The sequence below is a fragment of the Oscillatoria sp. HE19RPO genome (genome assembly GCF_024220515.1).
GTDB lineage: Bacteria > Cyanobacteriota > Cyanobacteriia > Cyanobacteriales > Laspinemataceae > Laspinema.
In genome coordinates, this window is the sequence record NZ_JAMXOT010000012.1 from 20,205 (window position 1) to 34,175 (window position 13,971).

Genomic DNA, 13,971 nt, shown 5'->3' on the forward strand with positions numbered 1-13,971 from the left:
ACGAGAAGTTATTTATTCTCCCTTGAGGTTTAATATCCTTAACAAAGCTTGATCTGCATTCCAAGAGGACTTGTCATTATGACTTCTTCCCGGTCAAGAAGATGCAGCCGATCCCGGTCCTTTACGCTTACTCCGTAATTCTTTCATCAGCCCTATCATTTCTAAAAGGATCGGTCTGCCATTGGGTAAGAGTACCCAAATTCCCAAGTACAACAGACAATACAATACCAAGTCTACCCATAAAAGTGCGCCTCTATCCATCGGAAATCTGAGCAACTGTTCGATCGCATATAAGGCGGCAGCGCCTCCAGTTGAAGCCACGAAGGGTCGATATAAGTAAGACATCAACTCTTTTACGGTTAGGGGTAGGTTTTGATAGCAGTAAGCAATTTCCATGGGTTGAATAATCAGGCGAGACAGACTTAAGCCTAGGGCTACACCGAGTACCCCCCATCGAACTCCAATCATAAAACTCATTGTCGTAACTGCCGAGGAGAGGATGCTCCAACGAAACTGACGGTCAGTTCGACCAAAGGAAATAAAGACCCAACCCGAGGCCATGCTAAAGGTATTTAAAAACCCAGCTACTGATAACACCCGAAAGATCGGAACAACCTCCACCCAATTTTCACCTAACAACACTAAAATGAGTGGGTAGGCAGTGACAAAGGTAAAGGCGACCAAGGGCATCCCAAAACTGGTCATTAACAGTAAGGCTTTGTGATAATAAGCGCGGTATCGCGGCAGATCATTTTGTAAATGGCTCAGGGTGGGAATGGCTACCTGCTTGATCGGCATACTGATTTGGGTCAGAGGTAGCAAGAGAATTTGATAAGCTCGATTGTAAAGACCTAGGGGTGCAGCACCTAAGTAAGAGCCAATCAATAAATTATCCAGGTTAGTGGATAAGTAATTCAAAACGACAAATCCAGTATAGTTACTGCCCACCGCTAACATGGGGCGTACCCCAGCGCCTCGGACGGGGGGCCCGGGAATCCATCCCGATAGCAACCAACTTCCGGCGGCAGTAGCGACTTGTCCTGTAAGCTGGAGAACAGCTAGAGACCAATAGCCTGCACCATACCAGGCGGAGATGATCCCAGCAGCAGTCCCTAGAAACATCGACCCAATCTCGATCGCAGCTAAAGCTTTAAAGCGCATTTGCCTCTTCAGTAAGGCTTGGTGCTGGGCGCTTAATCCCCCGAAGATAAATCCAATGGAGAGAACAATGGTTAATTCAACTAGCCGTGGCTCCTTATAAAACCAGGCGATCGCAGGAGCCAAGGCCATTGTCATCACCATCAAAATGCCACTGATAGCGACGTTGATCCATAGAAGGGTACTGACTTGCCGATGGTCAATGTGGGCTTTTTGGACCGTTGCCAATGACAACCCTAAGTCTTTGAAAAGGGCCACAAAGCCCACCACAACCGTGACCATACCAAACAGACCATAGTCTTCCGGGGTCAGCAACCGGGCCAGAATAATGGTCAAACCCATTCTCAAGACAAACTTACCGCCTTGCCCAAGCATGGTCATCGCGCCACCGCGAATGGATTTTCCTTTGAGGTCCGCTTTCATGTCATCGGTGCGGAAGTGGCGATCGGGGTCGTTATGTTTGCTCTTAGACAAAAGACACCTGCACTGGGATAGGGTAGACAAGTGGACAGTGATAATTCAGCATTGGGAATGGGAATTGATTTACTTCAACCAATGAGAGAGGTCTCGCCCAATCATCTCCTGGAGTTGGATGATATCTTCTTGGTAGATCTCGGTCAATTTTTGCCGAACTTCTGGCGGTTTGGGGGGTTTCCCCATGTTCTTTTTAATCAGTTTTTGACCCAGAGGTTTGCGAATGTTCTCCGGCAATGCGATTTTGAGGAGTTCTTTGAGCGGATTGGGCTGAGTTAGCAGTTTATGCCATAACTTGTTTTGGGGAACAGCAGACACTAAATATTTTCGGGAAACATCTGGAACAAAGGTTTCATCCACTCCCAAAAACTGGAACGCATCTTTAACTAAATCTAGGGGATGATTTTGTAGGTCTTCATAAAGGTATATCTTAATTTGGCTGCGATCAAATCGATCGTAGTATCGTTTGAGTTGCTTGTAGTAAAAGCCGGTTCTGATCTCGTGATTAAACCCCCACCATTCATCATCAATATTATAATCCTCTTTTTCGAGGATTTTAGAAAAATCCGCTTCGGGATCAAGCCCAAATTGGGCGCGATGTACCATCGAAGAGTACGCCCGATCCGCAGGCTGGCGTAAAATGGCAATCAGCTTAACTTGAGGGATATAGTGATGGATGCGTTCTGGCGATCGCGAGAAGTACATATACCCAGGAGATGCCTCCCCGATCGCGATTTCGTCCATAACCCCCTCAAAAAGAGCTTCATACTCCTCAAGAGTCGTGATTGCCACTCGAACTCGTTCTTGATACCAATCCCGGGACTCCGGCGGGCGATCTCCCAAACCTCCCGCCAATGGTCCATTTTCGTAGTTCAGCTTCATCCCCTCAAAGGCAAAAAAAGCAGGTTCTTTCATCGAACTCAAATAGATTTGCGGATGCTCCTTGAGGTATTGATAAACAGAAGTGGTTCCCGCTTTGGGCGCACCAATAATCAGAAAGTTGGGCATCGTCATCTCGTTACTCCTTCCTTGGCCTTACCGCCGCAGTTTCCATCTCGCTTGTTGATTTCCCTAAAACGAACCCAGGCTAGAATCTGGGGTAAAGTTACAAATCTGAGATTTTAGGATATCCCGTATTGTATATTTGCGATCCTTATCACAAAACTTTGGTTCTTTCCCCCCCCGTGCCAGCCTCCCTTATAGGTTTTTTGTCTAGCACTGGCACTGATAAGGCTCCACTTTGTCGAACGCGAGTTGGCCAATTTTTATAGCTAATTGTAGGTGAACCCAAAACAAAAATCAAATGTTTGCCCGTAACTTTAGGGAGTCTTCATCGTTCCGGAGTTAAAATGTTAACTTTTGTTAAAGTTTGCCCTTCAATTGGGCTTTTGGAATTTACACCTTTCTGAGGCTGGGTTAAGATAGGTTAAAAAAATTCTCGGGTAAGCCCTCCGCCCTGGGAAGAAGCCACCCCCTTCTTTAATTGACCTAAGTAGGGACTTTGCCGCTGAATCATATTCTAATACCAGGATAACTACAAATGCAGATTTACCAGCCTAAAAGAAGTTGGGATCCAATTGTCACCTATTGGAACGGTGTCTATTTTCTATATTGTTTAGAAACCTCCCAAGAAGGGCCGCCATTTTGGTTAAAAAAGAATCATATCCATCTTTATAAATCCCCTAATTTAAAATCCTGGATTGATTGTGGACCTGTACTTTTTCCCAAAGACGATCAAGAAATTTTGTGTGCCGGTAGTATAATACTGAAAGGACCCTATTTATTTTATTTTTACTCGGTGGCTACTTTAATTAAGCTCGATAAAAATACTCCCCGAGAAAAATGTTTAGCCGATCAGGAATTAAGACTAGCACGTTCCACAGATGGGATTCATTTTGAAAATTGTGATGATTTTTACCTTCCTCCGGATCCACTCCTTTACCCATCTGGTAGACAACACCCAGTCGAAAAAAGAAGCCTCTATGCTTGGAGAGATCCCTATGTTCTTTATTGCGACTCCACCCAAAAATATTATATTTATATCGTGACAGGGGGGGGATTATGGAAAAATTCTCCCACAATTGCAGTGGCTCGCTCTGAAAACCTAGAAGGCCCCTATACCTTACTAGCACCGGCCCTAAAAGTAGCCAATTTTAAAGGATTGAGTTCTTCTTTTTGTGGGGAATTAGAAAAAATAGATATTAAATACTTGAATGGCACATACTACCTCTTCGGGTCTGCATGGCATCAAGGAATAACTCCTGAATTTAAGAGTTTTTTAAAAAGTAAAAAACTTCCGATCAGCAACTACAATACTTATGTGTTCCGATCTAATCATCCAGAGGGACCATTTGAACTATTCACCGAAAACCCCATAATAAAATATCGCCATAGTTGGATTTATCCTGGCATTTATGGAAAATATTTTTATGAAGATTCAGATGGATCGATACTGGTCTGCGGATGGCAACCTCCCCTGTTCCGAATGTGGGTAGAAAAATCTCTCAAGCTGACTTTCAATAAACGCCAAGAATTATTTATTTTAAATTATGATTTAAAAGTAGGTCTTGAGGCGCTACTCAATCATGGATTCAACACCCGACTAGGAAAATTTTTACACCGATTAAATCGATACTTAAAAATTCAGGGAGGGAATATTATTCTGGACCTCTTTGTTAAATTCAATAAAAAATTCAAAATCTAGAAGACTTTAACAAGTTAAGCAGAGCAATCTATTAGTTAGACTGCTCTGCTTAACTTGTATTTATTTTGTATGTATGTATTGATGTAGATCAACATTGTATTATCTGAAATTATTAAGGAGGTGGGCATAATTAAGCGGAATTTGAGTAACCGACATAACCCTTGCCGTAAAAAGGTTTTAGCTAAAACCTATAGAGGAATATTTTCGCCTAGCTACTTAGTAAATTCGATGGAATTGAGTCGGTCAGCAAAATAATTAAGCTACCACAACCTAGAGACGCGATATATCGCGTCTCTACATCTGATACAAGGAACTTCTGTTTAATTTCAAAAATGAATTTTTCACTCGTGTGACTCCTAGTTTTCAAAAAATACCTCTTCAAAAGTTTGCGCTATTTTTTGAAGAGCAATCAATCCTTCGTTTGGAGCGAGCTTTTTGGGAGGGCCATAAGGAGTGTTATTGACATCAACAACATATATGCGTCCATCCTTTTTGTCTCTAAGTACATCTAGTTCCCCGTAATCTAATCCTATCTTTTCACAAAATTTCATCAGTAGTGATACCTCATTTGCTGAAAACACATCATCAACGCATTGCACTAAGTCTACTTTCATATTGATATTGGCAAAACGTCTTCCAAGTGGACGATATTTCAGATAAACATGAGGAATTACGTTTTTGAAAATAGGAAATCGTAAATCCAGCACCATATCATTTTCCACTTGATTGTCTACAATTTTATTGTAAACAACTCCCGGTTCAACTGCAGTAATTGGACAAGACACAACCTTGCCATCATGCTGGGCGTTTAATTCGGACTTTACTACGCATTCTCCAATGTAGCTCAAAGGATCGATGGCAACACCGTATCCAAAAACGCTTTGAAATATTTGGTCAACATTTGACTTGCTAATATCGTTGCAGTTTATATTGAGGATATAATGGTTGGCTGACAATTCATATAACACTTCATCAACCGGGGATTGAGTGGTATTTTTCCATTTAATTCCTAGATCGAATTGTTGCTTGGGATTGTTCGTAATTCGATAGCCTAAAAGGAGTAGTATTTTGTATATAGCAAAGCTACCACTTGGAGGTTCCGGATAAAATAAAACTTGTTTTCTATTTCTGTTTAAATTATTTTTAGTCGTTTTGATAAAATGCTCTATAAAACTAATTTTTGTTTGAGTATTTTTCTGCATTGGATGGTATAAATAAGTTCTAATCCAATGCAGAACTGGAAAGGGGATATATCTGAGCATGAATTCTTTCATTATATTATTTCTCCCTGATTTAGCCATAACAAATTTTAGCGCTTGGATAAACTTCAGGTAATCAAAATCATTTTGATGCAAAACCTGTGATGCCCACCAGCTTAAAGTCAAGAGACTTCCACAATAATTTGAGATAGGGACTCAACCAATAAAAAGGCCATAAAACCCCAGGGTGGCGTTGACAAAAGACCCGCCATTCTCCTATCGGCAACCATTTTGGACTTAATATCATTTTTATTCGTTCACTTAGGGTCATATTCGGATCTGACCAACATTTGTCATGCCCCGAATGTTCCTGGCAAGTTCCGATATATTGAGGAGCTAACCAAACCGCTCCCCCTTTTTTCCTCAGTCGCAAACCATAGTTCCAGTCTCCTTTACTATGAATAAAGGCCGAATCTAAGTTTCCCAGAGTTTGGGTCACCCCTCGTGGAATCAAAACGCAGTTGCCACTCATAGTGTCACAACGCTTCACCTCTCCATCGGGTGGCACCACTCTGAATTTTAACGGATGCCACCAGCTATTTCGTACCAGCCCTCCGTAGGTAGCTGCACCTGTTTCCGGGTCACAAGTGGCACCGAGCGCGATCGCCAGTTCCTTCTCTGCCTCCGTTAACCCAGTGTATGTGTTCAGCAATTGACCGATCGCCTCTGGGTGCAGGGTCGTGTCATCATTGAGCCAGAGGTAGTAGTCATAATCATACTTAACGGCTTCCTCAAAGGCGACACGCATTCCTCCGTTCCAATATAGCGAACCATCCCCAGAAATAATTTTTACCTCTGGATAAGTTTGACTCACTCCCTCATATGTGCCGTCAGTGCTGCCATCATCCACGAGATAGGTACCCAGGGATACGCCATCGGGCAGTTCCTGCTTGAAGAGTCCGGCCAAACAAGCCAGAGTTGTTTGGCGTCGGTTATGACAAGTAGTCAATACAGCAATTTTACTAGATTTCATCGGCTTCCCACCCTTAATGAATTATTAATTTATGTTTAGCTATCTGGACAGTGAAAAGTTCTGTATAAACCCTCGTCGGTCGCTCTATGAGCCTCAAAAAAATGGACCGGCATAAAACCAGTCCAGAAGTCATACGGGTCAAGATTCTAAACTTAACCCATGTTACTATTATGCACTCAAAAGAGCGAGTTGAACAGACTCTCCAAAGTCGAAGGCTCGCATTCGTCCGTGAGGCGGCGTTTGAATGGTCACTGTTCATCGTCTGGGGCATCCTGTTATGCAACCGGGCCCCTATCATCACCAGTTATCTGAATGCCTCTTGATTAAATCAATATTACTGCGACCCTGCTCATGTTTTGGTACTCCAACTTTTGGAGTACCAAAACATGAGAACTCAGAGGGTATCACGGGTTGAGCGTTCATCACCATGTCAAACAGTTGCAGGACCAGCCCTACCATATTGAAGTGTAGACTAAGCGTCAGATCAAAGCCTATAAGTTGGTCGGGTTGCGTTTCAATCTAGTTTAGAGGGGTTCTCCACCACCTTTTCTGGTCGAGGCGATCGCCGAAACACGATGATAAATTTAAGCTGAACGAGCCGATAAGTTGGGAGAAGCCAACTTATCGGTTATTAATAGGGGTATAAAAACCCAAAACTATCGGACAAAAAGACCGCTTAAGCTTTTAATCTTTGTGTTGCAATCTTTTAAAATGGCTAATCTCGTAGGGGGTCAAAATTGGCTTAGTCTAAACTCCCCTAGGAATGGAAATGATACCGCGTGAACTAAGCTTCCTATTTCCTGGGTCCGTTGACGATAGGAATGGGTGAACCCCCTAAGCTTAAATATAGATCGACTCCCAGGTTATGGGCAAGTGAGCAGTAGAGGAAAAGCGGTAGGCAGGGAAGAATATCTATCAAAGAGGGTTTAATCGGGAGGGAGGGGACCTTCAATGAATTAGGTTTAAAAAAGCTGGTCATGATCCCTCTTCCTGCGTTAACTTTAAATAGAGATAAAGTTTCGCACGCGCGCGGGGTATCTATGTTCAAAGCAGGTGAGGCCCAAAAAAAACTCGCCAACAGCTTTACGAGTTTAACCTTGTTGAGTGTAATAGCTGTTGGGGGTTCTGCATCGGCTCAGGTCCAGGGGCCTGTAGAGTCTGTTCCGCCATCTGTACCACTCAATTTCACTCCCACAGTAGGAGATGACTATAGATTAGGGCCTGGCGATCGCATCCGAGTGAATAATCTTGAAGGACCTGAATTCAGTGGGGATCATCAGATAGCCCCCGATGGCACAATATCTCTCCCTCTCATTGGTGCTGTGAATATCCAGGGCCTGACCCTACAACAAGCTACAGATCTGATTATCGCTAGGTACACTCGCTTCTACAAATATCCTCAAGTTAGCATCTACATCCAAGCGATTGGGCCTTTAGAAATTGTCACCGCTGGGGAACTTAGGTTTCCAGGCCGCTATGTACTCTCCCGTGAGGACCAAACGCGACATCGAGGAATTCAAATCCCCACCCTATTGGATGCGATCATCCAGAGTGGAGGAATTACCCTCACAGGCAACCCGAGACAAATTCAAGTCCGGCGTAGGCAACCGACAGGAGATCAACAAGTTATCACGGTCGATCTGTGGAACTTTTTGCGGACTGGCGATCGCAGTGAAAACGTCACGTTGCAGGATGGAGATACGATATTTGTTCCTACAGAAACTGATGTCAATTTGGCCGAAAAAAGAGAATTAGCAATTGCCACCTTCGCAACGGATATCAACACCCCTCGAACAATCGCGATCGTCGGGGAGGTCTCCCGTCCTGGCTCCTATGTAATTCAGGGAGGAGACACCCAGTTAGACAGAAGATCCGATGGTTTACCCACAGTAATTAAAGCGATTCAACTCGCCGGTGGCATCACCTTATCCGCAGATATTCAGCAGGTGCAAATCCAGCGAATCTCCAAAACTGGAAGTGAAATCACCTTTGAAGTAAACTTGTGGGAATTCTTTCAAGATGGAGACCTTACCCAAGACACCATTGTTCAAGAAGGAGATATCATTTCGATTCCGACTGCAACCACCGCAAATCTAGAACAAATGCGTCAATTAAGTCAGACCAGCATAGCCACAGACTTAAGTCAGCCGCGTACCGTGAATGTGGTGGGAGATGTTATGCGTCCTGGCCCCTACGTCCTTAAAACCAGAGACCCCTTATTGCAAACTGTTGATGGACTTCCGACCGTAACCCGAGCTATTCAGCTAGCGGGTGGAATTAAGCCGACAGCAAACCTTCGCCTTGTACAAATTCGCAGACTGACAAGAGCCGGAGCCGAACAAATTATTAATGTAGACCTGTGGCAACTTTTGCAGAGCGGGGACCTAACTCATGATCCGATTCTGGCTCAGGGAGATACGTTGGTGATTCCTACCATGACAGATGTCAACCCAGCCGAAGCAAGAGAAGTCGCCAACGCTAGTTTCTCTCCTGGCACAATGACCGTTTATGTCGTGGGTGAAGGGGTCGGTAGCCGTAATTTACCCCCTAGGCCAGAGTTACAACTGCCACCCAATACCCCAATCAGCCAAGCTATTTTAGCATCGGGGGCATTTGACAAAGGTCGAGCCAGTAATTCTGTCCAACTGATTCGCCTCAACTCTAATGGCACCGTGAGCCAACAGACCCTAGAAGTGGATTTTACTGCTGGAATCAACGAACAGACCAATCCTTTACTCCGCGACAAAGACATTATTGTAGTCAGACAAACTGGGGGAAGCCGGGTAACGGATACCCTGCAAAGCATCGGAGAATCAGCATTACTAATCCCTCGGATAGAGACTTTGTTAAGAATCTTGAGCTTTTTGGGATTCATTGAGAATCGGTCTTTTGATGGGCCTTCTGAATAAAAATTGAGGGCGAGTAGAGAGTAGCCGTAACTAGCCTGGAGGAATCAAAATGAATCGAGAAAATTATTCGTCAGTGCGCTCTAGTAATCCAAATGAAAAAATACCTAGATCGTTTCCTTCCCCTTATGGAATGCAGCCATTAGGGGAGCGAAGCGATGAAGAAAAAGTCTTACGAGAAATCAGTAAGATTTTGGCAGCAGCTAAACGAAGAGCGTTGGTTATTATTGGGGTTGCTATTTTAGTGACCACTGCCATGTATTATCAAAAAGACCAAAAGCCTGCCAGCTACAAAGGAGGATTTCAGCTTTTGGTAGAGCCGGTTTCTAGCGCTGAAAACAGGCTTCAATCCATCTTGAGTCAAACAGAAGGAAGCCAGAGAGAAACGATTAACACGAGAGATTTTAGTTTAGACTATGGAACTCAAATTCGGGTATTAAAAAGCCCTAAAGTCATGTTCCCAATCACCCAAAAAATTCAAGAACGGTATCCTAAATTCACCCCAGACAAAATTAAAATAGATAGACCTTTTGATGAATCAGAAGGAACTCGTATCCTAGACATCAGTTACGCGGGAAGTACCGCCGAAGAAGTAGAGTTTGTCTTAAATGTTGTTGCTGAGGCATATCTCAAATATAGCCTGGAAGATAGACAGACTAATCTGAGCCAAGGAATTATGTTTATTGAAAATCAAGTTCCTCAGATGCGGGAAAGAGTGGATATAATTCAGGAAGAAATTAAAAACTTGCGTGAGCAGTATGACCTGATGATTCCCGAGTTTCACAGCAACAAGCTAGTGGACCAGTTACGCGCAGTTGAGATGAGAAGAATAGAGATTCAACTCAACCTATCTGATACCCGTTCTCTATATCAAACCATCAGGACACTCTTTGAGGCAGGAGATTATGCGGCGGTTTTAGGAGAAAGTGGTGGAACCTATGGCCCATTAATTTCCCAAATTCATAAATTAGATAGTGATGTTACCGCAGCCGCTTCCCGAATGCAAGAAGAACACCCCACTCTGAGGTCTCTTCGTGAACAAAAACAAAATTTAGAGGCTCCTGTGCGTCAAGAAGCTCAAAGCATCTTGAGCAAGCTTGAGGGTAGACTTCAAGGTCTACAAGAAAATGAAGAAATTTTGTTACAAAATGAGCGTCGATTGAAACAACAACTCGATTTGTTACCAGCAGTTGCAAGCAATTATGATCGCTTACAGAGAGAATTGCAAATTGCTAATGAGACCCTCAACAAAAATTTAATAAAACTCGATGGATTACGATTAGATGCCGCTCAACAAAAAGTTCCGTGGGATCTGATTGCTCCACCCACCAGTCTGAGGGTCCCAACAACCAATCGAAAAGCCATAATTTTAACAGCCGTGCTAGGCTTGATTTTAGGAATGGGAGTCGCTTTTGTTTTAGAAATACTCAACAATGTCTTCCATAATCCTGATGATATTGAAGAAGATACAAGATTACCCCTGCTAGGAGTGATTCCTTTCTCTAATAAACTCAAGAAACTGAAAGATTCAACTGCTGGCAAACCGAAGAAACTCTTACCTGTGGCATCTGGAAGTCTGGGTAGTCAAACCAGCCTAGATAATTTAAGATTGGCTAATAGTAGTCATATTCAGCCATCTGAAACTTCTCCTCTAGTGGAAGCTTTCCGCTCTCTGTATACTAATATCCGCTTACTCAATGCCGATACTCCCCTGCATTCTATGGTTATTAGTGCAGCGACTCCCGGAGAAGGAAAATCCACGGTTGCTGTCCATTTAGCGCAGACTGCTGCAGCGATCGGTCAGCGAGTCTTGTTAGTGGATGCGGATATGCGTTCTCCGAAGATTCATCTCAAACTGAATTTACCGAATCTTCGGGGATTGAGCGATACCATTTCTACAGACATGAGTTTGAATGATGCCATTCAACGCTCACCCATAGATGACAACCTGTTTGTGTTAACCTCTGGACCACTCACCTCAGATCCCATCAAGCTCCTCTCTTCTAAAAAAATGTACTCTTTAATGGAGCAATTTCAAGACTTTTTCGATTTAGTGATCTATGATACCCCTCCTCTGGTCGGTGTAGCTGATAGCTGTCTTTTAGCTGCACAAACAGATGGGTTAGTGATGGTGGTTAAAGTTGACAAGACAGACCGAACAATGGTCCTGAAAGCATTAGATGGGCTGAAAATTTCAGGGTCTTCTGTCTTGGGGGTCGTTGCCAACTGTAATAAAAAGTAAGCCTTTTCATACCAAATCCGGTATTCGTCGCTCTGTTAAAACCCACACCCATCAAGGGAGGAGGCTCACAGGATGGAAGCTTCTCTTACGGGGGCTAAAGAGTAAATAGGTCTTTGAGAAGCGGATTTGGTCTCACTCATTTTTTCCCTAAAGGGTCAAAGGCAGCTCATCACAGCGGCCCTGCCATGACTCCGAAGAAAAGCGGTTGCTTCTTCTTCTGATGTCCATGCACAACTTAAGAAAAGAAGAATATAGCAGTTCTCATCTCCATAAGGTACAGCGATGGCGGCCCCAAACCGTCGCCTGCCGGTGAACGGGCCGCCTTATGCTTTGAAAAGGACCTCATCAGTCCACCGAAACGCTATACCCCATATTTGGACATCTAACACTAAATTTAGGGTCCTCTAAGCAAATCTCCTTTATCTATAGATATAGAGGTGAGGTAATGCGTCCATGCCAGAAAAAATGATGCCACCTCCGAATGAGGTGGCATGAATCGATGTTCAATTTTCAGGATGGTACATTAACCTAGATAGTGGTAAGTAGAGTGTTAGGACCTACAGAATGGATTGAAGAGTCAAGCTGCTTGGAAAATTTGAGTAAACCGATTAAGGGAACTCCAAAAAATAAAATACCCAAAAAACCCGCACCCTTAAGGGTGGGGCTACACGGACATTAGCGGAGCCATGCCCGAAGGGCTATAGCCCGCCTGCGCGGGCTAATATAGTTAGGTGCTTAACCATCGGGATTTGGATGATTTATTTGTTGGAACACCCTAAGAAGCTTTGTCTTCGGTTTTACGACGACGTGAGGATAAGGCCATGCATCCAGCAAACATTCCTAAGCCTATTAGGGTAGCAGGTTCAGGGACAGCCACTTCGTCAATAACGGTCGCGGTGAATAAAAAGTCATTAAAGTCTCTATGGAAACCTTGGGTACTACCCGTCGAGGGGTTCCGAATTCCATTATCCTCGAATGCGATTAGACCCGTCATGCCCAGGGATAAGCTTGCGTTAGTTCCGGATGCTTGGGCCAAAAGACTTTGAGTAGAATCGGTCAGGGTGCTATTTCCAACGGGTCTGATATATTTGTAAGACTCATCATTCAGGACTGAGAGGTCGCTGAAAAACTTGGCTTGCTGTCCAAACTCTACCGACGGTTTATTTTGATTCAAGGAAGTGGTCGAGAAGACAGTGGGGCTGTTAACCTGGTTGGCTGAACCCAAGAAAAAGGAGTATTCGTGGCCCTGTAAAAAGGTAAACTGGGTCTTAATCGACTGGATATCTTGGCTGAAGGTGGCATTATCCAGGTCCCCTTTATTGGCGTGGGTTGCATTGCCGCCTACGCTAGAACCTCTTGTTTCTGTAAATAGGTCAAAATATTCGCCCCTGGTAACATCAAAGATCCCGACTTTTGACTGGAACCCACCGTAACTGCCTAACCACCCAAATTCGACCGTACTGCCGTTGCCTTGAATATAGTTGGTTGTGGTTAAGGTAATGGCACTGGCAGGTGCTGCAGAGGCCATGCCAATACCGACTAGGGTTGCGGTTGCTGCTACAGATAAAATTTGTTGTTGTACGTTCATTGTTAGCCTCGGTTGCCTATCGTTACAAGTTCAGAAACTCAACTGCTTTTAAAGCCCTGTTGTCTTCTTCAGTAGGTAGATAAAACTAGACTGGGGCCACATTTCTTACCATGAGGACCAAGCCGATTCCTTTGTCTACTCTTTTATTAATGCACTAAAGTCATAAGATTTCCACGATCGAGATCACACCTTTAACCAATCTTTAAATTTGTACTCCCAGGACTATTGAATTCTAAAAGGACTGAAGGTGTGTTTTGAGTTTACTAATTGTATTCAGCGCCAACATCATACTGTCGAAGGCTATTGACTGCCTCAAGGCGGGTGATGCGGGAGCATCTCAAGAAGGCTCATAGACCTAACCGCCGGTGGGTGCCCCCTTCCCACCCCGACCCTCCCCTGTCTAGGAGAGGGAGGTATAACGAATAAATGTCTTTAGCACCGAAGGGGGAGCAAGACGTATAAATTCCCCTTTGAGGCCAAATTGAGATGCTCCCGGTGATGCAAAGATTTTAGGGGTTGGGAAGTTCTCTGTTATTGGAATTCTGTGAAATTATGTTATCCGTGAAATTACGGTTAATCAGTAAAATTCCTGAGATTTTTTTCTTTAGAAAAAGAAAAATGTTTATGTTGGATAAATTTCTCTTAAGTTGATTTCACTCAGCAGGGA

8 protein-coding genes are annotated in these 13,971 nt (G+C 43.8%); 3 read left to right on the top strand and 5 right to left on the bottom strand.

Annotated features, from left to right (window positions below; all coding sequences use genetic code 11):
- Positions 1–93: 93 nt before the first annotated feature.
- Both NG833_RS01520 and NG833_RS01525 read right to left on the bottom strand, forming a co-directional pair.
- Positions 94–1,632, bottom strand: coding sequence for a lipopolysaccharide biosynthesis protein (locus tag NG833_RS01520; protein WP_254563570.1), 1,539 nt, complete (start codon positions 1,630–1,632; stop codon positions 94–96).
- 69 nt (positions 1,633–1,701) lie between these two features.
- Positions 1,702–2,646 (bottom strand): sulfotransferase domain-containing protein, encoded by a 945-nt coding sequence (locus NG833_RS01525; protein WP_254563571.1) that lies wholly within the window; start codon positions 2,644–2,646, stop codon positions 1,702–1,704.
- A gap of 526 nt (positions 2,647–3,172) precedes the next feature.
- On the opposite strand from NG833_RS01525, the gene NG833_RS01530 reads away from it, so the two are divergent.
- Positions 3,173–4,336 (top strand): hypothetical protein, encoded by a 1,164-nt coding sequence (locus tag NG833_RS01530; protein WP_254563572.1) that lies wholly within the window; start codon positions 3,173–3,175, stop codon positions 4,334–4,336.
- Positions 4,337–4,692: 356 nt separating this feature from the next.
- On the opposite strand, the gene NG833_RS01535 is transcribed toward NG833_RS01530, so the two are convergent.
- Together NG833_RS01535 and NG833_RS01540 are read right to left on the bottom strand one after the other, a co-directional pair.
- Positions 4,693–5,721 (bottom strand): hypothetical protein, encoded by a 1,029-nt coding sequence (locus tag NG833_RS01535; protein ID WP_254563573.1) that lies wholly within the window; start codon positions 5,719–5,721, stop codon positions 4,693–4,695.
- A complete protein-coding gene (locus NG833_RS01540) occupies positions 5,678–6,568 on the bottom strand; it encodes a glycosyltransferase family 2 protein (protein ID WP_254563574.1) in 891 nt (296 codons plus the stop codon). The genes NG833_RS01535 and NG833_RS01540 overlap by 44 nt, the downstream gene beginning before the upstream one ends.
- A gap of 1,040 nt (positions 6,569–7,608) precedes the next feature.
- Here NG833_RS01540 and NG833_RS01545 point away from each other — a divergent pair.
- Together NG833_RS01545 and NG833_RS01550 are read left to right on the top strand one after the other, a co-directional pair.
- Positions 7,609–9,477, top strand: coding sequence for a polysaccharide biosynthesis/export family protein (locus tag NG833_RS01545; RefSeq protein ID WP_254563575.1), 1,869 nt, complete (start codon positions 7,609–7,611; stop codon positions 9,475–9,477).
- A gap of 49 nt (positions 9,478–9,526) precedes the next feature.
- Positions 9,527–11,716, top strand: coding sequence for a polysaccharide biosynthesis tyrosine autokinase (locus NG833_RS01550; RefSeq protein WP_254563576.1), 2,190 nt, complete (start codon positions 9,527–9,529; stop codon positions 11,714–11,716).
- Positions 11,717–12,491: 775 nt separating this feature from the next.
- Here NG833_RS01550 and NG833_RS01555 read toward each other — a convergent pair.
- Positions 12,492–13,304, bottom strand: a complete 813-nt coding sequence (locus NG833_RS01555; protein WP_254563577.1) for a PEP-CTERM sorting domain-containing protein — start codon at positions 13,302–13,304, stop codon at positions 12,492–12,494.
- Positions 13,305–13,971: the final 667 nt, after the last annotated feature.